A 1,415-nucleotide genomic window follows, 5' to 3' on the forward strand; every position below is an offset into this window, starting at 1 on the left:
GGCGGCATGACCCTGCCGCAATCGTCCAGAGGGTCGCTGAACTAGCGCTGAGCCTCAGTCTGCAAAGGTGCATAACGACCCGGGGTGACACCGAACACCCGGCGAAACAGGGCAATGAAGGCACTGACATTGTCATAACCCAGGTCCAGCGCAATGGCGGTGACCGGCCGCCCCGCTGCCAGCCACTCCAGCGCATGCAACAACCGCAGGCGCTGGCGCCACTGCTCAAAGCTGAGGCCTGTCTCGACAACGAAGCGTCGGCTCAATGAGCGCGGCGCAATACCTGCCCACGCTGCCCATTCCGGTAGGCGTCGAGTGTCCCCAGGTTGCGCCGATAGCGCCAGAGCAATGCGTAGCAGTCGTGCATCCTGCGGCATCGCCAAGCCGAGAGGGACCTGGGGGGCCACGCCAAGCTCATCGAGAATGACCGCACACAAGCGCTGCTGCGCCGCCTCCGGTGCCGTGGCTGGCCAGGCACTTAGGCGTGCCACCGCCGCCTGCAGCAGCGCCGACACGCCAAGGATGCAGGGCTTGTCGGGCAGATCGGCACATGCCTGCGGTGCAACGTACAGGCTCCAGCCGCTGAACGGGCCGTGCGAACGCAACGCATGTGGCAGGTGCGCCGGAATCCATGCTGCATGGGTAGCCGGGATCACCCAGCGACAATTACCGGCATCGACGCTGAGCAGCCCTCGCGTAGCGCCAAGCAACTGGCCCCTTGCATGCTGATGAGGCGAGGTGTCGCGGGGCAAGGTGCTATGCGCTGCCGCAGCTAACAGCAGCGGGCCACAGTGGGAATCAGCCAGTTCGAACGGCAGCAGGGGCGTAGACATGATTGGCGCCAGATCGTCATCGAATGGCATTTATAGCGCACATACGCCACGCCAGCGCCGATAGGATGATACTTCCTGACCACAATCGGAGTTATGCAATGCGCGCTGAAGACCTGCTGCCTGCGGGCATGGATCAGATCAAACGCAATGGCGTCGTGATCCGCAAGGGGAGCGTCGGTGCCTTTCTGGCCAACGCCAAGATACTCTGCGATCACCAAGCCGCCCCCGAACAACGCGCGATCGCTGAGCACGATCTGTTGGCGACGCTACCAGCACTGCGCGCCCTGGGCCTGTTCGAAGTGCTGTCGGTACGCGACGAGGCGCTGCGCCAATGGCTGGCGCCTCACCTGCGAGACGCCGACACCAGCCAGAGCAGGCCACTCTAGGACTCACAGCAGGTCCGTCAGTCTGCGGTCGCACGTTAGGGTAGACAACGCCCCCTCACCTCAAGCCTGCACCGTCCCTTCCTTGCGCAGCAGGTAGCTGTCCATGATCCAGCCGTTACGCTCGCGCGCCTCGGCGCGGGTGCCGGCGATCTTGTCGGCCAGTTCGTCCAGCGGGCCGGCCATGAGGATTTCGTCG

2 protein-coding genes are annotated in these 1,415 nt (G+C 64.3%); one reads left to right on the forward strand and one right to left on the reverse strand.

The window, feature by feature from the left end:
* Positions 1-41: 41 nt before the first annotated feature.
* Positions 42-833 (reverse strand): AraC family transcriptional regulator, encoded by a 792-nt coding sequence (locus J0A65_RS23405; protein WP_206596690.1) that lies wholly within the window; start codon positions 831-833, stop codon positions 42-44.
* A gap of 98 nt (positions 834-931) precedes the next feature.
* Between J0A65_RS23405 and J0A65_RS23410 the strand changes: the two genes are divergently transcribed.
* Complete coding sequence (locus J0A65_RS23410; RefSeq protein ID WP_206596691.1) at positions 932-1,219, forward strand: hypothetical protein; 288 nt, start codon at positions 932-934, stop codon at positions 1,217-1,219.
* The last annotated feature ends 196 nt before the right edge of the window (positions 1,220-1,415 follow it).

Source organism: Bowmanella yangjiangensis, assembly GCF_017255015.1.
GTDB classification, from domain to species: Bacteria; Pseudomonadota; Gammaproteobacteria; order Enterobacterales; family Alteromonadaceae; genus Bowmanella; species Bowmanella yangjiangensis.

Bases quoted from the DNA above. Each gene is read 5' to 3' on its own strand.
- J0A65_RS23405 (WP_206596690.1), bottom strand. From the start codon at position 833: ATGTCTACGCCCCTGCTGCCGTTCGAACTGGCTGATTCCCACTGTGGC.
- J0A65_RS23410 (WP_206596691.1), top strand. From the start codon at position 932: ATGCGCGCTGAAGACCTGCTGCCTGCGGGCATGGATCAGATCAAACGC.